This window comes from Marinobacter halotolerans, from assembly GCF_008795985.1.
Lineage (GTDB): Bacteria > Pseudomonadota > Gammaproteobacteria > Pseudomonadales > Oleiphilaceae > Marinobacter > Marinobacter halotolerans.
The window spans coordinates 118,065-141,840 of the sequence record NZ_VMHP01000003.1; the positions used below are offsets into that span (position 1 = coordinate 118,065).

19 protein-coding genes are annotated in these 23,776 nt (G+C 57.2%); 13 read left to right on the forward strand and 6 right to left on the reverse strand.

What is annotated here, in order from left to right; all coding sequences use genetic code 11:
• Positions 1–28: 28 nt before the first annotated feature.
• The 3 genes from FPL19_RS17110 to FPL19_RS17120 all read left to right on the forward strand — a co-directional run bounded on the left by FPL19_RS17110 (position 29) and on the right by FPL19_RS17120 (position 4,257).
• Positions 29–559 carry an RNA pyrophosphohydrolase gene (locus tag FPL19_RS17110; RefSeq protein WP_150914492.1) on the forward strand — a complete coding sequence of 177 codons (531 nt, stop codon included), beginning with the start codon at positions 29–31 and terminating at the stop codon, positions 557–559.
• 15 nt (positions 560–574) lie between these two features.
• Positions 575–2,899 carry a phosphoenolpyruvate--protein phosphotransferase gene (gene ptsP, locus FPL19_RS17115; protein ID WP_150914494.1) on the forward strand — a complete coding sequence of 775 codons (2,325 nt, stop codon included), beginning with the start codon at positions 575–577 and terminating at the stop codon, positions 2,897–2,899.
• Positions 2,900–3,012: 113 nt separating this feature from the next.
• Positions 3,013–4,257, forward strand: coding sequence for a patatin-like phospholipase family protein (locus tag FPL19_RS17120; RefSeq protein ID WP_150914496.1), 1,245 nt, complete (start codon positions 3,013–3,015; stop codon positions 4,255–4,257).
• 44 nt (positions 4,258–4,301) lie between these two features.
• On the opposite strand, the gene hslU is transcribed toward FPL19_RS17120, so the two are convergent.
• From hslU to FPL19_RS17145, 5 genes are all read right to left on the reverse strand, one after another.
• Positions 4,302–5,630, reverse strand: a complete 1,329-nt coding sequence (gene hslU, locus FPL19_RS17125) for an ATP-dependent protease ATPase subunit HslU (RefSeq protein WP_150914498.1) — start codon at positions 5,628–5,630, stop codon at positions 4,302–4,304.
• 11 nt (positions 5,631–5,641) lie between these two features.
• Complete coding sequence (hslV, locus tag FPL19_RS17130) at positions 5,642–6,172, reverse strand: ATP-dependent protease subunit HslV (protein WP_150914500.1); 531 nt, start codon at positions 6,170–6,172, stop codon at positions 5,642–5,644.
• An 88-nt stretch (positions 6,173–6,260) separates the two neighbouring features.
• The gene (locus FPL19_RS17135; protein WP_150914502.1) at positions 6,261–6,857 is read right to left on the reverse strand and encodes an SPOR domain-containing protein; all 597 of its coding nucleotides are present in this window, start codon (positions 6,855–6,857) and stop codon (positions 6,261–6,263) included.
• Positions 6,858–6,859: 2 nt separating this feature from the next.
• Complete coding sequence (argS, locus tag FPL19_RS17140) at positions 6,860–8,545, reverse strand: arginine--tRNA ligase (protein ID WP_150914504.1); 1,686 nt, start codon at positions 8,543–8,545, stop codon at positions 6,860–6,862.
• A gap of 108 nt (positions 8,546–8,653) precedes the next feature.
• Positions 8,654–10,819 (reverse strand): primosomal protein N', encoded by a 2,166-nt coding sequence (locus FPL19_RS17145; protein ID WP_150914506.1) that lies wholly within the window; start codon positions 10,817–10,819, stop codon positions 8,654–8,656.
• Positions 10,820–11,034: 215 nt separating this feature from the next.
• On the opposite strand from FPL19_RS17145, the gene rpmE reads away from it, so the two are divergent.
• Both rpmE and FPL19_RS17155 read left to right on the forward strand, forming a co-directional pair.
• Positions 11,035–11,256 (forward strand): 50S ribosomal protein L31, encoded by a 222-nt coding sequence (rpmE, locus tag FPL19_RS17150; protein ID WP_007154619.1) that lies wholly within the window; start codon positions 11,035–11,037, stop codon positions 11,254–11,256.
• A gap of 226 nt (positions 11,257–11,482) precedes the next feature.
• Positions 11,483–12,748: a malic enzyme-like NAD(P)-binding protein gene (locus tag FPL19_RS17155; protein ID WP_150914508.1), complete on the forward strand. Its 1,266-nt coding sequence runs from the start codon at positions 11,483–11,485 to the stop codon at positions 12,746–12,748.
• An 81-nt stretch (positions 12,749–12,829) separates the two neighbouring features.
• On the opposite strand, the gene FPL19_RS17160 is transcribed toward FPL19_RS17155, so the two are convergent.
• Positions 12,830–15,292 (reverse strand): penicillin-binding protein 1A, encoded by a 2,463-nt coding sequence (locus tag FPL19_RS17160; RefSeq protein ID WP_225314478.1) that lies wholly within the window; start codon positions 15,290–15,292, stop codon positions 12,830–12,832.
• A gap of 224 nt (positions 15,293–15,516) precedes the next feature.
• On the opposite strand from FPL19_RS17160, the gene FPL19_RS17165 reads away from it, so the two are divergent.
• The 8 genes from FPL19_RS17165 to FPL19_RS17200 all read left to right on the forward strand — a co-directional run bounded on the left by FPL19_RS17165 (position 15,517) and on the right by FPL19_RS17200 (position 23,670).
• Positions 15,517–16,581, forward strand: a complete 1,065-nt coding sequence (locus FPL19_RS17165; protein ID WP_150914512.1) for a pilus assembly protein PilM — start codon at positions 15,517–15,519, stop codon at positions 16,579–16,581.
• Positions 16,581–17,147, forward strand: a complete 567-nt coding sequence (locus FPL19_RS17170) for a PilN domain-containing protein (protein ID WP_150914515.1) — start codon at positions 16,581–16,583, stop codon at positions 17,145–17,147. The genes FPL19_RS17165 and FPL19_RS17170 overlap by 1 nt, the downstream gene beginning before the upstream one ends.
• Positions 17,144–17,755, forward strand: a complete 612-nt coding sequence (gene pilO / locus FPL19_RS17175; RefSeq protein ID WP_150914517.1) for a type IV pilus inner membrane component PilO — start codon at positions 17,144–17,146, stop codon at positions 17,753–17,755. The genes FPL19_RS17170 and pilO overlap by 4 nt, the downstream gene beginning before the upstream one ends.
• A 2-nt stretch (positions 17,756–17,757) precedes the next feature.
• Entirely contained in the window at positions 17,758–18,309 is a 552-nt protein-coding gene (locus tag FPL19_RS17180) for a pilus assembly protein PilP (RefSeq protein WP_150914519.1), read from the forward strand.
• Between the two features lie 65 nt (positions 18,310–18,374).
• Positions 18,375–20,450, forward strand: coding sequence for a type IV pilus secretin PilQ (gene pilQ / locus FPL19_RS17185; protein WP_225314479.1), 2,076 nt, complete (start codon positions 18,375–18,377; stop codon positions 20,448–20,450).
• Positions 20,451–20,576: 126 nt separating this feature from the next.
• Complete coding sequence (aroK, locus tag FPL19_RS17190; RefSeq protein WP_150914523.1) at positions 20,577–21,143, forward strand: shikimate kinase AroK; 567 nt, start codon at positions 20,577–20,579, stop codon at positions 21,141–21,143.
• Entirely contained in the window at positions 21,136–22,227 is a 1,092-nt protein-coding gene (gene aroB / locus FPL19_RS17195) for a 3-dehydroquinate synthase (RefSeq protein WP_150914525.1), read from the forward strand. The genes aroK and aroB overlap by 8 nt, the downstream gene beginning before the upstream one ends.
• 9 nt (positions 22,228–22,236) lie before the next feature.
• Positions 22,237–23,670 carry an AAA family ATPase gene (locus FPL19_RS17200; protein WP_225314480.1) on the forward strand — a complete coding sequence of 478 codons (1,434 nt, stop codon included), beginning with the start codon at positions 22,237–22,239 and terminating at the stop codon, positions 23,668–23,670.
• Positions 23,671–23,776: the final 106 nt, after the last annotated feature.

Below are 23,776 nucleotides of genomic sequence, written 5' to 3' on the forward strand. Positions count from 1 at the left end.
CGGCCAACCGACATATAAGGACTGTGCCGTGATCGACTCAGACGGTTTCAGACCCAACGTCGGAATCATTCTGGCCAATCACAGGGGGGAAGTCCTCTGGGCAAGGCGAATAGGGCAAGACTCCTGGCAGTTTCCTCAAGGTGGCATAAAGCAGGATGAATCACCGGAAGAGGCGCTTTACAGAGAGCTGGGAGAAGAAATTGGTCTTGTGGCCAGCGACGTGGAAATCGTCAGCTGTACCCGCGGCTGGTTGCGTTATCGCCTCCCTCGCAGGATGGTGCGGCATAACTCGCATCCGGTTTGCGTGGGACAGAAACAAAAATGGTTCCTTCTGAGGATGTTATCGCCGGACGCGCAGGTTCGCGTAGACGGCACGGATTCACCGGAATTCGACGGCTGGCAGTGGGTCAGCTACTGGTACCCGTTGGGTCAGGTTGTTTCTTTCAAGCGGGAAGTCTATCGACGGGCGCTGAGAGAACTGGCCCCGCGATTGTTCCATAACATGGAGCAGTGGCACCGGGTCGAAAAATCAGGGCGCACAAGCGACCAACAGAGGTGACGGATTGAAGCCACCATGCTGAGCATACTGCGAAATATCGTACAAGAAGTGAACAGCGCCCGTGATTTGCAGGAGGCGCTGGACGTTATCGTTTCTCGTGTCCAGAAGGCGATGGACACAGAAGTATGCTCTGTTTATCTGCTGGATCCGGCTACTAACCGCTATATTCTGATGGCCACCGAGGGACTGTATCAGCAGGCCGTCGGTCAGGTGAGCCTGGGTTATTCCGAAGGTCTGATTGGCCTGGTTGGCTCCCGCGAAGAGCCGATCAATCTTGAAGATGCCCCCTCCCATCCGCGCTACCGTTATTTCCCGGAAACCGGTGAAGAACGTTTCAGTTCATTCCTGGGTGTCCCGATTATTCACCATCGCAGGGTCTTGGGTGTGCTCGTTGTACAACAGCGGGAGAGTTCGCGCTGTTTCAATGAGGGCGAAGAGGCGTTCCTGGTAACCGTATCGGCGCAACTTGCCGGGGTCATTGCCCACAGTGAGGCCACGGGGGCCATCAGCGGTCTTTCGCTCACGGGTGAAGAGGCGAAAGACGTCAGCTTCAGCGGCGTGCCCGGCTCCCCGGGTGTGGCTATTGGCAAGGGCGTGGTGGTCTACCCGGCGGCAGATCTGGATGTGGTTCCGGAAAAGCCCACGGAGGATATTGAGGGTGAGCTGGCCCTGTTCGGTGGTGCGGTGACGGCTGTTCGCGAAGACATCGAACGGGTGGCGGAGCGGCTGGCCTCGCAGCTTCGCCCGGAAGAGCAGGCGTTGTTTGATGTCTATTTGCGCATGCTGGGCGATGACGCCATGCCGGGCGAGGTTTCCAACCGCATTCGAGAGGGCTTCTGGGCCCAGGGTGCGTTGAAGCAGGTCGTCCAGCAGTACATCCGCCACTTTGAAATGATGGACGACCACTACCTGCAGGAACGGGCGGTGGATATCCGCGATCTCGGTCGCCGACTGCTGTCCCATCTGCAGGAAGGTGAACAGAAGGATCTGGTCTACCCGGAGCGAACGGTACTGGTCAGTGAAGAGCTCACCCCTGCCATGCTGGGTGAGGTGCCCAAGGGGCAACTGGTTGGGTTGGTGTCTGTCAAAGGGTCCAGCAACTCTCACGTCGCCATTCTTGCCCGGGCCATGGGCGTGCCCACGGTTATGGGAATGGTGGATATTCCGGTCAACCAGCTTGATGGCCGTGACCTGATTGTGGATGGTTTCGAGGGGCAGATCTTTGCGTCTCCGTCCGTGGAACTGTTGGCGTATTACCAGGAAATCTGTGACGAAGAGGACGAGTTGGTCCGTGGCCTGGAAGCGCTGCGGGATCTTCCCTGCGAGACCACAGACAATCACCGGGTCTCGCTGCTGGTTAACACCGGACTGATGACCGATGTTGTTCGCTCCCTTACTCATGGTGCCGAGGGTATCGGGCTTTATCGCACCGAAGTGCCGTTCATGATCAAGGACCGGTTTCCGTCAGAGCAGGAGCAGCGGGAATATTACCGCGAGCAGCTCGAGGCCTTCGCCCCCAATCCGGTGACCATGCGTACCCTGGACATTGGCGGGGACAAGGCGCTGAGCTATTTTCCGATCCAGGAAGAGAATCCGTTTCTGGGATGGCGTGGGATTCGCGTAACATTGGATCATCCGGAGATCTTTCTGGTTCAGGTCCGGGCCATGCTGAAAGCCAGTGAGGGGCTGAACAACTTGCAGATCATGCTGCCCATGATCAGCAATATTTCGGAGGTAGAAGAATCCCTCCATCTGGTTTATCGCGTGTATCACGAAGTTCGGGAAGAGGGTTTCAATATCCACATGCCCAAGGTCGGGGTGATGATAGAGATTCCCGCCGCGGTCTATCAGATAAGGGAGCTGGCGGATCGGGTAGATTTTCTGTCCGTGGGTTCCAACGACCTGACCCAGTACTTGCTGGCGGTGGACCGAAACAATCCCCGTGTAGCCCAGCTCTATCATTCCTATCACCCGGCGGTTCTGCAGGCGCTGGTCAGAGTGGCACAGGACGCCCACTCGGTTGGCAAGCCCATTGGCATCTGTGGCGAGCTGGCGGGGGACCCGGGCGGCGCGCTGCTGTTGATGGCCATGGGCTATGATTCGTTGTCCATGAACGCCGCGAGTCTGCCGAAAGTGAAATCTGTTATTCGTAGCGTCAGCCGGGAATGGGCCATGCAGCTGCTGGAAGACGTGTTACTGCTGGATTCTCCCCATGTTATCAAAAGCTGCGTGGATCTGGCGTTGCGCAATGCCGGTTTCGGGCGTTACCTGAGGCCTTCCAAATCTGCCAGCGTGATTCGCGGCGAAAAGGCAACTACAGCCAACGCACCTGTTGTCTAGCGGGCCTGATTAAGGGGATTAACCTGAATGTAGGGTGTGAACTCTAAATCCGGCTGCTAACGTAAAGTTATGATCAACCAGAACCCGGACCATTACCCGGAAGGGAAGACTGAATGACGGCAACGACCACGGCAATCAAGCCCGGCCCCCGAATCGGCCTCGCCCTCGGTGGCGGCGGCCCGCTCGGCGGCATCTATGAGATCGGTGCCTTGCGGGCGCTTGATGAGGCGCTGGATGGCCTGGATTTCAATAATATTGATGTCTATGTGGGCGTCAACGCCGGTTCCTTTGTCGCTGCCAATCTGGCAAACCAGATGACCACTGCCCAGTTGTGCCGGATATTTGTCCGCAACGAGGCCGAGGTTCATCCGTTCCACCCTGAGGTTTTCTATCGGCCGGCCTTCCGCGAAATCGGCGGGCGCCTGTTGGCGGTACCCGGCCTGGTGTCCACGGCCCTGCGCCGGTTCATAAATAACCCTTATGACCAGAGCTTTCTGGAGGCCATGACCATTCTGGCCCAGGCGGCTCCTGCCGGCTTTTTCGATAATGAAGGGCTGCACGAATATCTGCACCGGGCCTTTAACATGCTTGGCCGCACCAACGACTTCAGACAGTTGCGTCGCAGCCTCTATATCGTGGCTGCGGATGTCGAAAGCACTGAAGCGGTCTGTTTCGGCGCGCCCGGCTTCGACCACGTTCCCATATCAAAAGCGATCCAGGCCAGCACCTCCTCGCCCGGGCTCTATGTGCCAGTGAACGTGGACGGTCGCTATTATGTGGACGGCACCCTGCGCAAGGGGCTGCATGCGTCGGTGGCTTTCGAGGATGGTGCTGATCTGGTGTTTGCGGTAAATCCTCAGGTGCCTATCGATGCCAGCGCCGCCGTGCGCGCCGGCAGCATGGCGCCGGGCGATCTGACCCGCTCCGGCATGCCCAACCTGCTGTCGCAGATGTTCCGCACCATGGTCTATTCGCGGATGCAGTCCGGTATCGCCCAGTACGCGCGGGATTATCCGGATAAGGACATTCTGTTGTTCGAGCCGACTCGCGATGATGCCAAGCTGTTCTTTTCGAACGTGTTCAGTTTCCAGTCGCGGCGCATGGTGTGTGAGCACGCCTATCAGATGACCCGCCGGGATCTGCTCAATCGCGCGGACGAGCTGGAGCCGAAGCTGGCGAAATATGGTATCCGGTTACGCCGTGATCGCCTGGAAGACGAGCAGCGCACCATCAGTACCAGTCTCTATGGTGAGATGCTGCCACTGTATGTGGCCAAGGGTCGCAAGAAGCGGGCACAGCGGGGCAGGATTGCGTCGGGGCTGGAAAACGTCACTGATCTGTTCAGTAAAGCGCTCTGAAAGACTCCGGGCCATGGCTGACCCGGAGCATCCACATCGTCATATCAAAGGATATACCGGCTCAGATCTTCATCTTCGGCCAGTTCACCCAGTTTCTCGTCAACGAACTCTGCTGTTACTTCAAACGCCTCGGTGACCTGGTCGCCGGCCTCATAGGACAGGCTCTCCAGCAGCCGCTCCAGCACGGTGTGCAGGCGCCGAGCACCGATGTTCTCGGTGGTTTCGTTGACCTTGTAGGCCACTTCGGCAATCCGCGTGATGGCCTCGTCCGAAAAGTTCAGTTTGACGCCTTCTGTGCCCATCAGGGCCACGTACTGCTGAACCAGTGAGGCACTCGGTTCGGTTAGAATGCGCTTGAAATCCTCGGGCGTCAGCGCATGCAGCTCAACGCGAATGGGCAGCCGGCCCTGCAGCTCCGGAATCAGGTCCGAGGGCTTGGACAGATGGAAGGCTCCAGAGGCAATGAACAGGATGTGATCGGTCCGCACCGAGCCGTACTTCGTGCTTACCGTGCTGCCTTCGATCAAGGGCAGAAGGTCACGTTGAACGCCTTCCCGTGACACGTCTGAAGAGGTGTTCTCCGAGCGTTTGGCTACCTTGTCTATCTCGTCGATAAAGACAATGCCATTCTGTTCCACGGTGGTGATGGCTTTTTGCTTGATCTCTTCTTCGTTTACAAGCTTGGCGGCTTCTTCTTCGCGCACCTGCTTGAATGCGTCTGCCACTTTCATTTTGCGGGTCTTGCGCTTGTCCGCCGACATGCTGGAAAACATGTTCTGCAACTGGCTGGTCATCTCTTCCATGCCGGGAGGCGCCATGATCTCGACACCGGCGCCGGAGTTGCGCAGGTCAATCTCGATTTCCTTGTCGTCCAGTTCGCCTTCACGGAGTTTTTTCCGGAAAAGCTGGCGGGTGGTCGAACCATCCGTGCGCTGGCTGTCTTCTTTCAAATCCCGTGGCGGCGGCAGCAGGGCGTCCAGAATGCGCTCTTCCGCGGCATCCATTGCCTGGTATTCGTGCCGCTTCATTTCCTTTTCTCGCAGCATCTTGATGGCCATATCCGCCAGATCACGAATAATGGATTCCACGTCGCGGCCGACATAGCCCACCTCGGTGAACTTGGTGGCTTCCACTTTCAGAAACGGCGCGTCGGCCAGTTTGGCCAGCCGCCGGGCAATTTCGGTTTTACCAACACCAGTGGGGCCGATCATCAGGATATTTTTGGGGGTGATCTCGTCCCGCAGATCGGAATCCAGCTGCATCCGGCGCCAGCGGTTTCTAAGGGCGATGGCGACCGAGCGTTTTGCCTCTTCCTGGCCGACGATGTGTTTGTTGAGCTCGTGAACAATTTCACGGGGGGTCATAGCAGACATGGGGGCTCCGGTTATTCGTTGGCAGAGAGCGATTCGAGGGTGCGGTTGTGGTTTGTATAGATACAAATGTCAGCCGCGATATCCAGGCCTTTCTCCACAATCTCCGTGGCGCCCAGCTCGGTATTTTCCAGCAGCGCCCTGGCCGAGGCTTGCGCAAAGGGGCCGCCAGAACCGATGGCGATCAGACCCTGCTCGGGCTCGATCACGTCACCGTTACCGGTAATGATCAATGAGGCCGTCTTGTCGGCGACGGCCAGCAGGGCTTCGAGTCGTCGCAATGCCCGGTCGGTCCGCCATTCCTTGGCCAGTTCAACGGCGGCTCTGGTCAGGTTGCCCTGATGCTTCTCCAGCTGCGCTTCGAAGCGTTCGAACAATGTGAAGGCGTCAGCAGTGCCGCCAGCAAACCCGGCCAGCACCTGGCCGTTATAGAGACGGCGAACCTTGCGGGCGTTGCCTTTCATGACGGTATTGCCAAGGGATACCTGGCCGTCGCCGCCCATGGCGACGTCATCACCGCGTCGAACAGAAAGTATGGTAGTCATTCTGGCTCCACTTGCCTGATTTAGAACGTATCCTCAGGTAATGGAGGCAGGCTTCGGGTTTTCAAGGGTCCGGGGCAGGGCGGGCCGCTCACTCTGACTTGGGAGTGTCTTTGGGGATCTTTTTGACCAGGGGTTCGATGTTTATCGACACGAGCCTGTCAACCGCCGAATTCATCTGGCTGCGGGAGTCGAACGGCCCGACGTTGACCCGGTACCAGGTGCTGCCGCTTTCCAGGTCAATGCGGCTGACGTAGGCACGCAATCCCTGGAAAGCGATCTGTGCGCGCTGTCGTTCGGCGTCCGCCTGGGTTCTGAAGGAGCCGGTCTGGACCAGGTAGTCAAAGGTGGTCTGCGCCGGGCCGGGGGTGTATTCATTGACCTTGGGCGGGACCACTTCCGAATCCGGCAGCATGTCGTAGAACTTGAAGCCGGGCTTTTTCTCGGTCGGTGCCTTCGTTTTTGACTCTGTTTCTGTCTTTGCCTGATTTTCCTGCGCCGGCGCGCGAGCCTGGTCAGGTGCAGGCAGGGAATTCAGGTAGACGATAAACCCGATGAAGCCTCCCACTGTGGCCAGTGAGAGGATCCATTTCAGGGAAAGTCCGCCACGCTGGGATTTCGCTACCGACTGGCGCTTGGGACGGGCCTCACTCTTTCGCTCGGGTTTGCGGGCATAATCCTTGGCCATGGTTACATCTCTTCCGGCGCACTGACACCCAGCAGGTCAAGGCCGTTGGCGATAACCTGGCGTATGGCCAGATAGAGTGACAGTCTTGCGTCCCGCACCGCGGTATCTTCGATCAGTACTTTGTGGGCGTTGTAATAGGTGTGGAACTGGCCGGCCAGTTCACGCAGATAATGGGTCAGGTGATGAGGCTCGCGCTGCCTGGCCGAGTTTTCGATCAGTTCCGGGTAGCGGGCCAGCTGGTTGGCCAGATCTTTTTCCTCATCCAGGGTTAGCAGTGACAGGTCTCCGAGGCTTTCATTCCTGCCCCGTGTGGTGCCTTCTTGCTCAAGCTTGCGCAACACGCTGCAGATCCGGGCGTGAGCATACTGGATGTAGTAGACCGGGTTTTCGTTGGTCTGGGAGCGGGCCAGGTCAATATCGAACGTCAGTTGAGAATCCACCCGTCGGGCTGCCAGGAAGAACCGGGTGGCGTCGCGGCCTACTTCGTCGATCAGGTCCCGCACGGTGACGTAACTGCCCGCACGCTTGGAGATTTTTACTTCCTGTCCGGAGCGGGTCACCATCACCATCTGGTGCAGCACATAATCCGGCCAGCCCTCAGGGATTCCGGCCTTGAGTGCCTGCAGGCCGGCGCGCACACGAGTGACCGTTGAGTGGTGGTCCGCCCCCTGCTCGTTGATAACGGTGGTAAAGCCCCGTTGCCATTTGTCCAGATGGTAGGCCACGTCTGGCAGGAAGTAGGTGTAGCCTCCATCCTGTTTGCGCATGACCCGGTCCTTGTCGTCGCCGAACTCTGTGGTTTTCAGCCACAGGGCGCCATCCTGCTCATAGGTGTAGCCATTGGCCTGCAACTGCTTGACGGTGGCTTCAACCTTGCCTTCCTCGTATAGGGAGGATTCCAGGAAATACACATCGAACTGAACGCCAAATGCCTTGAGGTCCAGATCTTGCTCGCGCCGCAGGTAGGCCACGGCAAACTCCTGGATTGCGGCCTGATCTTCAGGGTCCGCTTTCGCGGTAACTTCACGGTCGTCGGCTTTTACCGTTTCGCCGGCAAGATAGGCCCTGGCGACATCGACAATGTAGTCGCCCCGATAGCCATCCGTCGGCCAGCTGGCGTCGTCCGGCGTCAGGCCTTTCACACGGGCCTGCACGGATAGCGCCAGATTGTTGATTTGCGCGCCGGCGTCGTTGTAGTAAAACTCGCGGGTGACGCTGTAGCCGTTGGCTTCCAGCAACCGGCTGAGGCAATCGCCGATAGCCGCACCGCGCCCGTGGCCCACGTGCAGCGGGCCGGTGGGATTGGCAGAGACGAACTCTACCTGCACTTTCTGGCCCTGACCGTTCTGGTTGCGTCCGTACTGGTCCGCCTGCTCCAGAATAGTATCGACCACCTCGAAGGCGCTGACAGTACTCATGAAAAAGTTGATAAAGCCCGGACCGGCGATCTCGACCTTGGCAACGGCTGCGCTTTCCGGAAGCCTTTCCACCAGTGCTTCTGCCAGCTTGCGCGGTGCGTAGCCTGCGGCTTTCGAGGCCACCAGTGCAATGTTGCAGGCGTAGTCGCCGTGGGCCTTGTCCTTGGTGTTACCGACCTGTGGCGTGAAGGTCTGGTCGGCGGGAAGAACACCTTCGGTTTGAAGCTTGGCCAGTGATGACTGAAGCAGCTCGGTTACGGTCTCTTTCATGCTGTCGGGTAACTCGGTTTGCAAGAGAATGGATCAGTGGCAGCCAGTATCGCCGCCCGCAAATGAAGCCGGGTATTATCGCGGAAACAGCCGCGGCAAGCAAAAGGTCTAGCCGGTTTCCTGGGGGTCTACATCGATCATCCATTTAAGGCCGCCAGGCAGTCTGGTTTCGTCCAGCACCTGGCAGATTCCGGTAAGCGTGCGGTTCAGGTGCTTACGTTGATCACACAAAAGCACCAGTTGCGCCCGGTGCCTGTCGGCTCGCCTGGCGATCAGTGCTGGCAGTGGTCCCCAGATCTCCAGTCTATCGCCTCTGGCGAGGGGTTTGATCCGGTCCAGAATCTTGAGGCTGTTTTCCATGGTGTCTGCCTCGGCGCGGAAAATGGCCATGGCTCTGAACGGGGGCAGGGCGCCGGTTTCCCGTTCCGCGAGCAGCTGGTCGGCAACCGGGAGGTAGTCGCCCTGCGCCAGGGACTGAAGTAGGGGATGATCGCTGTGACAGGTCTGAACCAGAACATCACCGGGATGTTCGCCTCGGCCGGCGCGTCCGCTAACCTGGATCAGGGTCTGGATCAGCTGTTCCGGTGCCCGGAAGTCGACGCTGAATAGCCCGCCGTCGGCGTTGATCACCACCACAAGGGTGACGCCAGGGAAGTCGTGGCCTTTTGCCAGCATCTGGGTGCCGACCAAAATGCAGGGGCTGCCGCTGTTGACCTGCTTGAGAATGCTCTGGATGCTGCCCTTGCGCTGGGTGCTGTCGCGATCGACACGTACGATGGGGGTTTCCGGGAACTGTTCGGCAAGGAAATCTTCCGCTCTTTCGGTGCCCTGGCCGACCGGCTTGAACGCGTCACTCTCACATTTCGGGCATATCTCCGTGGCGGCCACCTGATAATCGCAGTGGTGGCAGCGCATGGCGCGATCACGGCGGTGGTAAGTGAGGCGGGTATCGCAACGGGGGCATTCCACCATGTGACCGCAGTCGAAGCACATCATCACGGGGGCGAATCCCCGGCGGTTGACGTAAACCAGAACCTGCCGGCCGCTGTCCAGGGTGCGGCGGATGGCGTCGAGAGTTGGCCGGGACAGGCCCGCCTGAAGCGGACGACTGCGGATGTCCAGCAGTTTGATCGTCGGTGGTCTGGATTTTCCGGCACGTTCTTCCAGCTTTATCAGCGTGTATTTTCCCGTTTGGGCATTGTGAATGGATTCCAGCGATGGCGTCGCAGAGCCCAGGATGACCGGGCAATCATTGAGGTGGCCCCGGTAAACCGCTGTATCCCGCCCTGAATAGCGGAATCCCTCACCCTGCTTGAAAGAACTGTCGTGCTCCTCATCCACAATGATGGTGCGCAGTCGGGTAAAGGGCAGAAGCACCGCAGAACGGGTGCCAATCAGAATGACCGGGTCTCCGTTTCTCACTTTCAGCCAGGCATCGAGGCGCTGAGCGTCATTCAGAGCGGAATGCCACACGGCAACCCGTGCCCCGAAATAACGCTCAAAACGAGCCACCGTCTGGGGTGTCAGGTTGATCTCCGGAACAAGGACCAGAGCCTGGTCAGTCGGCGACAGATGCTGTTTCAGGTAGTCCAGGTATATTTCAGTCTTGCCGCTGCCGGTAATGCCGTACAGAAGTGATGTTGAAAAGCCGTCAGCGGGCTTTGGCAGTTGCGCGGCCGCTTGACTTTGGGCATCAGACAGGTGTGGTCCGTCTGTTGTCGGCTCGGAATCTAACTCAGCCTGGGGAGGATCGGCTTCGACAATCAGGTTCCTGTCACGCAAGGTACGGATTTGGGCGCTGGAGAAGCCCGCCTGAGTAATGCGTCGGGTTGCGGCACCCTCGGGATATTGCGCCAGCCATGCCAAAAGCGCTCTCTGTTTTGTGGCATTGGCCGCGAGATTGTCCGGGCTGCCGGTCGCCTTCCAGTAGGCCTCGGTGCGCGCTTTTGCCGGTTGGCCTCGCCGCAGGGCCGGGGGTAGGGCGGTGAACAGGCATTCACCAAGCGGATGCTGGTAGTAGTCAGACGCCCAGCTCAGCAGGCGAAAGGTTTCCTCTGGCAGAGCCTGCCAGTCCTCGCAGCATCCCTGGATGGCTTTAAGCGTGATGCCTTCGGGCGGCGGAGCATCAAGGGCGGCAACCAGCCCGGTGGCTGTGGTGCGGCCAAACGGAATGGTTACCCTCTGGCCGCAGGCCAGATCCATACCCTCCGGCACCCGGTAATCGAACAGCCGTCTGAGGGGACGGTTCAGGGCGATGCGCGCTGTACGGGCCACATTTGGCTCCAATGGAGAAAAGAGATCGATAACAATGCTTGACAGCGGTGATAAGGGCTTGCCTGCGGCTCTTTTTGTCAGTAAGATTCGCGGTCTGTTTTCGGCTGGGCATGATTGTGCCCCGTCTCGTCATTTGATTCAAACATGCGGTGCCTGACGCCAGGATCAATCCCGATCCCGCGATCTGGTAGCGGCATGACCGACCGAGGTTCGCCATGAAAGAAGGTATCCATCCCAAGTATGCAGAAATCACCGCGACATGTTCATGCGGTAATGTTCTGAAGACACGTTCAACATTTACCCAGGATCTGACCCTGGATGTGTGCTCGCAGTGTCACCCGTTCTACACCGGCAAGCAGAAGGTGATGGACACTGGTGGCCGTATCGACCGCTTCCAGAAGCGTTTCGGTGGCAGAATCGGTGGCAAGAAGGCCTGATTCCCGTAACCGGACCAGAAAAAGCGCCTGCGGGCGCTTTTTTTATGCCCGGACAAAAATCACTCGGAGCTGTCGAATAGGCGTATACGCAGTATGGCTTATTGACTGATCAGGAAATGCGCAGCGGGGCCTTGTCTGCGTTTGGTCTTCGCGCCATAATGGCGCGCTCTGCTGAGTTGGCTCAGCGGTCCTCCTTCAATAAACGTTATAAAACGGAACAGTGGCAATGTCTCAAGATCTGAAAGAAGCAGCCCTTGAATATCACGCCAAGCCGCGGCCTGGTAAGCTGAGTGTTGAAATCACCAAGCCCACCAAGACATCCCGCGACCTCTCTCTGGCGTACAGCCCCGGGGTTGCCGAGCCGGTCCGCGAGATCGCAAAAGACCCGGAAAATGCCTATAAATATACAGGCAAGGGCAATCTGGTAGCCGTTATTTCCGACGGAACCGCGATTCTCGGCCTTGGAAATCTCGGGCCATTGGCCAGCAAGCCGGTCATGGAAGGCAAGGGCGTACTGTTCAAGCGCTTCGCCGGCATTGATGTATTCGACATCGAAGTGAATTCCGAGAGCCCCCAGGCGTTCATTGAGACCGTTGAGCGTATTGCCGACACCTTCGGTGGGATTAACCTGGAAGACATCAAGGCGCCCGAGTGCTTTGAAATTGAGCGCGCCCTGATTGAAAAATGCAGCGTGCCGATTTTTCACGATGATCAGCATGGCACAGCTATTGTGACCGCCGCTGGCATGATCAACGCCCTTGAGCTTCAGGGCAAGAAGATTGAGGAAGCCAGGATCGTCTGTCTTGGTGCCGGTGCTGCCGCGATCGCCTGCATGAAGCTACTGGTCAGCTGTGGCGTCAGTTCTGAAAACATCTTTATGCTGGACCGGAAGGGTGTGATCCATTCAGGGCGTGATGATCTGAACCAGTACAAGGCAATGTTTGCCAATGACACCGATCGCCGAACTCTGGATGATGCGATCGACGGTGCCGACGTTTTTCTCGGCCTGTCCGGCCCGGATCTTCTCACCGCGGATCAACTGAAAAAGATGGCGCCGAATCCAATCGTGTTCGCCTGTTCCAACCCCGACCCAGAGATCAGCCCGGAAGTTGCCCTGGCAACCCGTGACGACCTGATCATGGCAACCGGTCGGTCGGACTACCCGAACCAGGTAAACAACGTACTGGGCTTTCCGTTCATCTTCCGTGGTGCCCTGGACGTTCGCGCAACCGCCATCAACGAAGAAATGAAGGTTGCGGCAGTGCATGCTATACGCGAACTGGCGAAAGAGCCTGTTCCTGCAGATATCTGCGAGGCCTACGGCGTATCCAGCTTCGAGTTCGGACGCGAATACATCATTCCCAAGCCGATGGACGTTCGTCTGCTTGAGGTTGTTCCGGCAGCCGTAGCGCGTGCTGCAGTGGACTCCGGGGTTGCCCGCAACCCGTATCCGGCTCACTATCCGCTGAAGTCGATGGAAGACATCATCTAACCGTTTCAGCAGTAGAAAACCGGAAAGAAAAAACCGACGGTCACGCCGTCGGTTTTTTTATGGGCCCGGACCAAGTGGGGCTTAGAAAATCTGCCTGGAAAAATCATTGCTCCCGCCGTTCTCATTTGTGTCGGCGGAATTTTCCTCCGGATCAAGGGGCGGCGGCGCCTCTTCCTCCCGGAAGATTTCGAAAATGGCTCCTTCCTGTCCGGGTCGGGCACGTTTGCCGGTTTCCGGATCAATGCGAACGTTTACAATGCCGTTCGGGCGCGGCATGAAGGCAGGGGGCTCGCCCTTCAGTGCAACCTCCATGTAGTCGATCCAGATCGGAAGTGCCGTGCTGGCGCCGTATTCACCACGACCCAGCGGGGCGGGCTGGTCAAAGCCGACCCAGACGGTGGTTGCAATCTTGTGGTTGAATCCGCTGAACCAGGTATCCCGTTGTTCGTTGGTTGTTCCGGTTTTGCCGCTGACATCTTTACGGTCCAATGCCAGAGCTCGGCGCCCGGTTCCCCGTTCAATGACATCCCGTAGCATGGAATGAAGGATGTACACCGCACGCTCATCGGCCAGCCTTCTGGCGATCCTTACGTCAGCTCCACTCTCTTCTGTCTCTGCCTCTGCCTCTTTCTGGTCACATTCCGTCTCGCACAGGATGACCTTGGGTGCCTTGTAGATTGCTTCACCACTGACGTCAGAGATGCGCTGAATGAAGAATGGCGTGACGTCATAGCCGCCGTTCGCAATGACCGCAAAGCCCCGTGCCACTTCCATTGGTGTCAGCAATCCACTGCCCAATGACAGCGAGAGGTCTTTCTGCATGTCGTCCGTGGGTATCTTGAGTTGCTTCAGGTATTCGACCGTGGGCTCGATGCCGAGGTCGCGAAGCAGGCGAACGGACACCAGGTTTCGTGACTGGTAGAGCGCTTTGCGCAGTCGGGTCGGCCCGTAGAACTGTCCGGAGGAGTTCTGGGGGCGCCAGGCGGTTTCCAGCTCGGAATCATCAAAGACAATAGGGGCGTCGTTGTAGATGGTTGCTGGCGTGCGCCCTCTCTCGAGAGCGCTAAGGTACAGAAACGGTTTGAAATTCGAGCCGGGCTGACGTTGGGCCTGAACCGCCCGGTTATATTTCGTGCGTCCGAAACTGTAGCCGCCCACAAGGGCTTCAACAGCACCGGTGTCTGCTTCAAGTGATATTAACGCGCCCTGGGCTTTGGGTTCCTGGGCAAGTGCCAGTTTCGGTCGGGTAACCGTTTCGGAATCTGAAACCGGCGTCTGTGCCATCTCAGCCTCGGGGGTCTCGGGCTCTATGGGTTCGACATAGACAATGTCGCCGACCGCGAGCACCTCGGATGGTTTCTCTGGCTCGGGGCCTGTCAGGTCCTCGGTCTTGTACCGGCGCGCCCAGGTCATGGTTTCAAATGGGATGACTGCTTTACCCAGCGCGCGTGCGTAAACGTCCGCAACCATCGCGTCATCACGAACTCCGGTGACCACGGCGGGTATCAGATCAGCGATCTCCGGATAGCCGGCCATCAGTCCCGGGAGGTTGTCTGGTTCCAGCGCATCGCCAGATACCTGCCCGATTGGGCCGCGAAAACCGTGGCGGCGGTCGTAAGCTTCCAGTCCTGCCCGCAAGGCCTCTGTCGCCGCCTGCTGCTTTTCGCTATTGACGGTCAGGGTGACGGTATAGCCCTCGGTATAGGCTGCATCTCCAAAGCGCTCGACCATCTCCTTGCGAGCCATTTCGGCAATGTGATCCGCATCCACTTCATTGGAAGGTGCGTGGTAACTGGCGGTAATCGGGGCTTCAGAAGCCAGTTCATAGCCATTCGGAGTAATGTAGCCCAGATCACGCATGCGGCTGAGAATCCAGTTGCGACGGACAAGCGCCCGCTGGGGGTTTGCCAGTGGATTATAAGCAGAGGGTGCCTTGGGCAGGCCGGCGAGCATGGCCATTTGTGGCAGGGACAATTCCGCCACCGGTTTATCGTAATAAACCTGGGCAGCGGCCTGAATTCCATAGGCGCGATTGCCGAGATAAATCTTGTTCAGATAGAGCTCGAGAATCCGTTTTTTATCCAGTTCACGTTCAATCTGAAGAGCAAGTAGTATCTCATTGAACTTGCGAATAAAGGTCCTGTCGCGTGACAAAAAGTAATTTTTTGCAACCTGCATTGTGATGGTGCTACCGCCGGATTGGATTTCGCCGGTAGAGATCAGTTCGATTGCAGCCCGCATCAGGCCTTTGATGTCGACCCCGAAGTGCTCGTAAAAACGGGCGTCTTCCGCGGCCAGAAAGGCATGTAACTGAATTGTAGGGATCTGTTCGATTGTGACTGGTGCCCTTCTCTTTTCACCGAATTCTGCTATTAATCTGTCGTCAGCGCTGTAGACCCGCAGAGGCGTCTGCAGCTTGATGTCCAGAAGTTGATCCACCGCTGGAAGCCCGGGTCGAAGGTAAAGGTAAAAGGCACTGGTCAGAATGGTGGCCGAACTGAGACCGACGACAAAAAACCAGGCGAGGAGGCGAGATGTGCGCAACAAATGAGACATTTTTTTCTGACAACTGTTGGATATAGGTCTATCATTTGAGAAATTGCTTTAGGTAGGAAACGTTTCTCCCACGCCACAATCTTCCCAAGAAAAGAAGAACTGGCATTGTAGACGGAAACTTAAAGAAATTCTCTTAAATAAAAAACACATATGAAACGGTCTTAATAGACGATTCATGACCCGGTGCATGGAACCAGGTATAGGGTGAGCCAGTGTTCGGATTTCTAGGAAAAAAATCCAGTGCGGTCCTTGGGTTGGATATAAGCTCCAGCTCGGTGAAGCTCCTGGAATTATCAAAGCAGGGCGACCGCTATAAGGTCGAGAGCTATGCGGTGGAGCCGTTACCGGCCAACGCTGTCGTAGAAAAAAACATTACCGATGTCGAAGCGGTTGGCGAAGTGCTCAAACGCGTGGCCTCGAAAGCCCGCACCGGCGTCAAGCAGGCAGCCGTGGCTGTTTCGGGGTCGGCGGTGATCACCAAGCTGATCCAGATGGATGGCGGTCTCAACGAATTTGAAATGGAAGACCAGATTACTCTGGAAGCCGACCAGTACATCCCTTACCCATTGGATGAAGTGGCTATCGATTTCGAGGTTCAGGGTCCGTCCGAGACAAATCCCGATCAGGTTGATGTTCTTCTGGCTGCGTGCCGGAAGGAGAATGTCGACATCCGGGAGGACGCGCTCGAGATTGCCTCCCTCTCAACCAAAGTGGTTGACGTTGAAGCCTACGCCCTCGAACGTGCCTACTCACTGATTGAGCCGCAACTGGATTCCCAGGGTGAGGAGCTGGTTGTTGCCATTGTGGATGTGGGCGCAACCATGACTACTCTGAGTGTTCTGGCCGAGGGCAAGACAGTCTATACCCGGGAACAGATTTTCGGCGGCAAGCAACTTACCGAAGAAATCCAGCGCCGCTACGGTCTGTCGCTGGAAGAAGCCGGGCTTGCCAAAAAGCAGGGTGGCCTTCCTGACGACTACGATTCCGAAGTGTTGACTCCCTTCCGTGAGGCAGTGGTTCAGCAGGTTGCCAGGGCGCTTCAGTTCTTCTTTGGAGCAAGCCAGTACAATGCCGTGGATTACGTCGTCCTTGCCGGTGGCACCGCCTCGATTCAGGGTCTGACTGAAATGGTTGAAGAGAAGACGGGTACGCCGACACTGGTGGCGAATCCGTTTGCGGATATGGCTGTAGGATCGCGAGTGAATGCTTCCTCACTGAGTAATGACGCCCCTTCGCTGATGATTGCATGTGGCCTGGCAATGAGGAGCTTTGACTGATGGCAAAGATTAACCTCAGGCCCTGGCGCGAAGAGCTTAGGGCGGAAAAACAGAAACAGTTCGTTGTGATGATCCTTGGCGCCGCGATTATTGCCGGCGGCCTGGCGTTCCTTTGGAAAAGCGATATGGACAGCCGCATCGCCTATCAGGAATCGCGCAACGCCTACATTGAAACTGCCACCAAGCAGCTCGATGAGCAGATCAAGGAAATTGAGGATCTCAAGCGCAAGCGGGACGAGCTCCTTGCCCGCATGAAGGTGATTCAGGATCTTCAGGGTAAGCGTCCGGTTATCGTGAGAGTTTTCGACGAGTTGGTAAGAACGCTTCCGGATGGGCTTTTCTACACGGAGCTGACCAAACAGAACGACCTGCTGAGTATTGTGGGTATGTCTGAATCGAACAGCCGTATTGCTTCATTGATGCGCCGTTTCGAAGAGTCTCAGTGGTTTACTGATCCGAATCTGTCGAACGTGGCATCAGCGGAGAATCGCAGGGCGGGATACAGTCAGTTCAATCTGACGGTTAAGCAGAAGACGCCAGAGCCGGAAGCGGAGGGTGAAAAATGAGCCTCGCGGACTCCATGAAGAAGCTGAACGAATTCGATATCAATGATCTTGATGTCAACAACGCGGGAATATGGCCTGCGCCGGTCAAGGGCATCGTTGTTCTGATCGTCTTCGGCCTGATTCTCGGTGGCGGCTACTGGTTCTTTATCAAGGATCAGTATGCGGAACTGAAACAGGTTGAGCAGAAAGAGCAGGAGCTTCGGCAGCGTTACGAAAGCAAAGCTTATCGGGTCGCGAACCTCGAGGTTTTCAAGGCTCAGATGCAGGAAATGGAAGAGACCTTCGGGGCTCTGGTACGGCAACTGCCGAGCGAGACCGAAGTTCCCGGGCTGTTGGAGGATATTACCAACACTGCTCTGGGTAGCGGTCTCGACCTCGAGGAAGTAAAGCTCCAGAGCGAGGTTCGCCGGGACTTCTACTCCGAATTGCCGATCAACATCCGCGTCACAGGCTCTTACCACGAGCTGGCAACGTTCGTTAGCAGTGTTGCCGGGCTGCCCCGGATCGTGACACTGCACGATCTGAAAATATCGCCGGTTGGCGGTGGTGGTGATCAGTTGAATATGCAGGTTCTTGCACGGACCTATCGTTACAGGGATGGGGAGTGAGCATGAGTTTGAAGCATGCAGTTAAAGCCTGTTTCGGGATTGGTCTTGTGACTCTGCTGACGGCGTGTTCCCAGAGCAGTGGATTTTCTGATCTGGATCAGTTTATGGCCGAGACGCGGGCGAAGCCCCGGGGGTTCGTTGAACCGCTGCCGGAGTTCAAGTCCTACGAAGCATTTACCTACTCAGCGGCGGATCGCCGGGCACCGTTTGAACCGCCCGTCGACGTTCAGTTGACCATGATTGATCAGCAACCAGCCAGCACGATTGAGCCGGATCTGGATCGCCCGAGAGAAGTTCTTGAGAATTTCTCGCTGAGTGAACTGACCATGGTCGGCACTCTAAGTGGCTCCTCCGACAATCTGTTTGCGTTGATCAGAGATAACACCGGCGGTATTCACCGGGTGACAACCGGTAATTACATGGGCCAGAACTACGGTCGTATTATCGGTGTGAACGAAACCCGGGTCGAGTTAATCGAGATCGTTCCCAATGGCAGCGGCGGATGGGTTGAGCGTCCTCGCTCGCTTACGCTGAACGGCGAAGCAGAAGGCTAAGGAGCGGCATTATGAACAGTGAAAGAACCATGTACGAACAAAAAAGTTTAGGGTCGAGGCTAGCGATGTTTAGAAAACTCAATGTATACGTCAGCATGATTGCTCTTGGGTTGTTGTCTGGCCTGGCCAACGCGGTCACGCTGGAAGACGTGTCGTTTTCGTCGCTGGCCGGCGATCGGACCGAAGTCGTTCTGTCGTTTGACGGAACGCCGCCGGAACCGACCGGCTACACGATCGAACGACCGGCCCGGATTGCGGTGGATCTTCGGGATACGAAGAGCGCCCTTGATTCCAGAAATATTTCACTCGGTTCGGGTAATGCCCAGAGCATGACCGTGGTCGAAACCGATGACCGCACCCGACTGATTTTCAATCTTTCGGAACTGGTGTCCTACCGGACAATCAGGGATGGCAGTCGTTTGGTGATGACCATTGGTGAGCCAGCGGTTTCAGCCGCCGCTCCGGCCATGACTGCGCCTTCAGCGAGTTCCGGTGGCAGCCAGTCCGGCGCCTCCGACAATGCGCTGGCCGGCGTTGACTTCCGTCGTGGCGAAGACGGCGAGGGTCGCATCATTGTTGATCTTGGTAGGTCTGACGTTCCGGTTGATCTCTCCGAGCTCGGGGGCAAGATCCGCCTGACCATGGAAGACCTGAACGTACCGGAAGATCTGCGTCGCAGGCTCGACGTTACTGATTTTGCAACGCCCGTCAACCGTATTGACACCTATATCGAAGATGGCAACGCAGTCGTAGAGATCCAGCCCGATGGCAATTACGACTACATCGCCTACCAGTCTGGTTCTGAGTTCACCGTCAGTGTTGAACGGCTAACGGAGCAGGAAGCTGAGGAGCGCCGCGAGGAGAAATTCCCTTACACCGGCGAGAAACTGTCCCTTAATTTCCAGGACATCGAAGTTCGCTCAGTGCTCCAGCTTATTGCTGACTTTACCGGCCTGAATCTGGTGGCCAGTGACACCGTGAGCGGCAGCATCACGCTGCGCCTGCAAAACGTGCCCTGGGACCAGGCGCTGGATCTGATTCTCAAAACCAAGGGTCTGGACAAGCGTCAGATCGGTAACGTACTGCTCGTGGCGCCGGCTGATGAAATTGCGGCCCGCGAAAGACTGGAGCTCGAGACCGAGAAGCAGATCGCCGAGCTTGCGCCGGTCCGGCTGGATATTGTCCAGGTGAACTATGCCAAGGCCGCAGATATTGTCTCTCTGATCAAGGCTGATGAAGAGCTGATTTCGGATCGCGGTTTTGTGTCTTCTGATGCCCGGACCAACACCATCAGCGTTCGTGAAACCACGGAGAAGCTTGCTCAGATCCGTCGTCTGGTGTCCACTTGGGACGTTCCGGTGCGGCAGGTATCGATTGAAGCACGGATCGTCCGCGCCCAGACCAACGTGGCGGAAGATCTGGGTGTTCGTTGGGGCGGCGCAGCCTACGATGTTCGGGGTGATGGTAGTGTCGTGTCTGTGGGCGGCTCACTCTCCGGCGTTCAGGATGCTCGCGACTCTTCTGCGCCGGGCGTTGGCTTTGCAACCACCTTCCCGGGCGCACTGGCTGTAGATCTGGGTGTGACCGGTCAGGGCGCTTCGTCCTTCGCCCTTGGCTGGGGTAGTGACGATTATCTGGTTGATCTCGAGCTGTCCGCCCTTGAAAGCGACGGCCAGGCAGAAGTGGTTTCCCAGCCCAGGGTTGTTACCGCCGATCGCCAGACCGCCTCTATTAAGGCTGGTGAAGAGATTCCTTATCAGGAAGCGTCTTCCAGCGGTGCAACATCGGTATCTTTCAAGGAAGCCGTGCTTTCACTGGAAGTCACACCTCAGATCACTCCGGACGACAAGATCATCATGGATCTGGTGGTGAATCAGGATTCTCGAGGTGAAGTAACAGGCGGCATTCCGTCTATTAACACCAACGAGGTTACGACCCAGGTGCTGGTCGGTAACGGTGAAACGGTGGTACTTGGCGGCATCTTCCAGTCAGAGGTGGCGACGACCACGACCAAGACACCCTTCCTTGGTGATATTCCTTACCTCGGACGCCTTTTTAAGCGGACAGAGCACATTGACGAGCGCAGTGAATTGCTGATCTTCATCACTCCGAAGATCATCAAGAGTGACCTGATTCAATAATCGGTTGTTCGCTGCAAAAAGCCGCCGTTTCTACGGCGGTTTTTTTTTGCGGCTGATTTGTGGGAACTTATGGAAAGACCGACCCTGTGATATTCTCACTCGCCTGAACACACGTGAGCGGAAGTTATGTCGTTGCCCAAACGAGTTGTCCTGGTTGGCCCAATGGGGGCCGGCAAAAGCACCATTGGCCGAATGCTGGCCAAGGAGCTGGGCTATCGATTTCTGGATTCCGACCGGATTATTGAAGAGCGGTGTGGTGCCAACATACCGTGGATCTTTGACGTGGAAGGCGAGGATGGCTTCCGGCAGCGGGAAACCGCAATGCTCAGTGAGCTGTCGGAGCAACCCCAGACCGTGCTTGCAACTGGTGGCGGAGCGGTCATGCGTGAGGAGAACCATGCCCATCTGAAGCGGGACTCCATGGTTATCTATCTGAAAACCTCCATCGAGCAACAGGTGGAGCGAACCCGCAAGGATAAGAATCGCCCCCTCCTTCAGAACGACGACCCGGAAGGTGTTCTGAGGCGACTGTTTGCATTGAGGGATCCCATTTATACCGGGCTCGCTGACATCGTTATGTACACGGACCGCAAAAGCCCGCGACTGGTGGTGCGTCAACTGGTAAACCGAATGAACCCGAAATCACCCCGGCACCGAAGAAAAGTTGGTAAAGAAGGCAGAAATCATGCTTGAGACAACCAAAGAGCTGAATGTTGAGCTGGGGGATCGAAGTTACCCGATCATTATCGGCCAGGCATTATTGGGAACCATGGACCTGACACCCTGGGTTGTAGGCGCCCAGGTTATGATTGTGACCAACGAAACAGTGGCGCCCCTGTATCTCGAATCCGCCAAAGCCTGTTTTCCAGGCAAACAGGTGGATACCTTGATTCTGCCGGATGGTGAGCAGTACAAAGACTGGCAGACCCTGAACCTGATTTTTGATGGCCTGTTGGAGAAGCGTCATTCCCGTAAAACTACCCTGGTGGCGCTGGGTGGCGGTGTCGTCGGGGATATGACCGGATTTGCAGCAGCCTCTTACCAGCGCGGGGTGGCTTTTGTGCAGATCCCGACCACGCTGCTGTCTCAGGTGGACTCATCCGTTGGGGGCAAGACCGGCATTAACCATCCGCTGGGTAAGAACATGATCGGTGCGTTCCATCAGCCGGAAATGGTACTGATTGATACGGAAAGCCTGAAATCCCTGCCAGCGCGCGAAGTTTCCGCGGGCCTGGCCGAGGTGATCAAATACGGCCTGATCCGGGCGCCGGAATTTCTGGCCTGGCTCGAGCGCAACGTCTCCGCATTGCTGGATCTAGAGCAGGAGGCGCTGGCTGAGGCCATCTACCGATCCTGTGCCTGCAAAGCAGAGGTTGTGGCCCTTGACGAGAGAGAAGGGGGGCTGCGGGCGATCCTGAACCTGGGTCATACCTTTGGCCACGCCATTGAAACATTCGCCGGCTACGGCAAGGTGCTGCACGGCGAGGCAGTTGGCACCGGGATGATGATGGCGGCGGACCTTTCCGCAAGGCAGGGCTGGATTACAGATCAGGATCGGGACCGTGCCATTCGTCTGATTGAAAGCGCCAGGCTGCCGAACCGTGCGCCGGCGGGCATGACGCCTGACGATTTTCTCAGGTTGATGGCCGTGGATAAAAAAAATGTCGACGGCACTCTGAGGCTTGTAGCTCTGCGCGCACTGGGTGATGCAGTGGTTACCGGTGAAATAAACTCGCAGCATCTCAGCAGCACGCTGACCACCTATTGTCTGAATTGAGAGCAGGGAATGAGCGCAACGGACGATGAGCTGAATATTCCGGCGGGAGAGAGTCTGGTTCCGGAGCTACAGGCCAGGTTCGGCCTGAGCGAGAACCCTCTGGCGATGGAAGTGCCGTTTTTCCCTGACGCTTCGCGCCATCACGCGCTGGAAACCCTTCGACATCTTTGTGGTTTTGGTGATCTTGCCCTGGTGCTGACCGGTGGTGAAGGTGTTGGCAAAAGCCGCCTGCTCGCCGAGCTTGTACGCAGTGAATCGTCCCGACTTGATTTCCATGCGATTGGCGCCGAATCCCTGGTCAGTGCCCAGGCGCTGGCCAATGGGTTGATTGGATTGGCCTATCGTGGGCTGGAATCGTCCGAAGGTGCCAGGGATGCCATCTATGGTTTCTTCCGCTGGTCTGAGACGCGAGCCAGAAAAGGGCGGCGGATGGTGCTGCTGATCGATGACGCCCAGCGTGTCCCCCCCGACGTGCTGCGGCTTTTGCTCGCTGCCTACCAGGCATCCGATCGGGCGTCGGCGGCTGCTCTTGTGTTCAGTGGCAGCGACGAGCTGTTGAACCTGCTGGGGCTGACGGAAGATAGCTCAGGAGTTTATCAGATTCACCTGCGCCCACTCTCCAGCGAGGAGATTGCTGCTTACCTGGAACCTCGGATTCACAAGGCCGGCGGTGACGTCAAAGCGCTGTTATCACCCGCCAGGTTGGAAGATCTGTCCCGGTTGAGTCGCGGCAGTTTCACCAGGCTCCGGCGCGTTGCCCCGGCCGTCTGGCTGGGTAGGCTGCCGGTCCAGAAGGATAATGCCCCGCGCTTCCGTTGGACCCTGAATGCGCGCTGGCCAGCCCTCGCGCTCATATTGCTGGCAGCGTCATGGTGGCTTGTGTCAGAGCAGTACGATGCGTCGGTGGCGAGGGAGAACATCGAGCCGCTGCCCGAGCCGGTCCGCAAAAGCGTGACTATCGGGCCTGGTAATCCAGCCATTGAAACCCCTGAGGCGCCCGAAACCGTGATGCCTGAACCTGAGCCCGAGCCTGAGCCTGAGCCTGAGCCTGAACCCGAGCCTGAACCTGAGCCTGAACCTGAGTCTGAACCTGAGCCTGAACCTGAGTCTGAACCTGAGCCCGAGCCTGAACCTGAGCCTGAGCCTTCATTTGCTCCCCAGAAGCCGGCTGCGTTCCTGCCGGTGGAGGAGGTGCGCGCATGGAACGGCTGGACTATTCAGGTGATTGCCGGCAATCAGGAGCAAACCGTGGTCAATGTTATCGAGCAGCACGAATCTGTGCTCAGTATTCGCTATACTGTCACCCAGCGTCAGGGAAAAGACTGGTTTGTCGGGTTTTTCGGCAATTTCGCAACCAAAGCAGCGGCAAGAGACGCTATAAGTCAGTTGCCAAGGGCGCTAAGAGGCCGGTCTCCGTGGATCAGAAAATTGAGTGGGTTTTGATCCTCTGAAATTCGCACGGCCGGGATTCTGCTTTAAAAACAACAGGTTTTGCCTCCCTTTCCCTTTAGGTGACCCTCGTAACTGACGTCTGGGCGCCCTAATATTA